This is a genomic window from Actinomyces sp. HMSC075B09, assembly GCF_001812395.1.
GTDB lineage: Bacteria > Actinomycetota > Actinomycetes > Actinomycetales > Actinomycetaceae > Gleimia > Gleimia europaea.
Genome location: NZ_KV808743.1, coordinates 1 through 426, shown reverse-complemented (window position 1 = coordinate 426; position 426 = coordinate 1). Strand labels below are relative to the sequence as shown.

At 56.1% G+C, this 426-nt stretch carries 1 protein-coding gene; it reads right to left on the bottom strand.

Annotation, left to right across the window (positions count from 1 at the left end):
• On the bottom strand, positions 1-426 hold a 426-nt coding region (locus tag HMPREF2854_RS08755), incomplete at both ends, for a L,D-transpeptidase (RefSeq protein ID WP_186822496.1).

Here is a 426-nt window from a genome sequence, read left to right as displayed (position 1 = left end):
CATACTGCAAATACACGTTGAAATGCCCGTCCACCGTGGGCGAGGACGGCTTGCCTGGAACAATTGGAATCGGGCCGCGCACAACCTCAGTACCCTCATAGCACGTCATCTGGGCGGTAGTGAGGTTAATGTCAATCCACTTCTCACCCGGCGCCGCCGGGTAGGGCAGGTTCTCAGCACCCGGAGCAATCTTGCGCTGCTCATAGCTGGGCTGAACCTCGTCGTAATCAAACGACCCTGCAAACGCTTCACCTGCTTGCACGGCCTGCACCACCTGGCCGGAAACAGCGTCAAGGTTATTCACCTTCCAGCCTTTCTTGCCTTCCAGCGCGTTAATCAGTACCTTGCCGTTCACATCCACGTTTTGAATGCCGGGCGTGGGATCCTCGTTCGTCTTATCTGCAATCTGTGAAACCCAACTCGCAA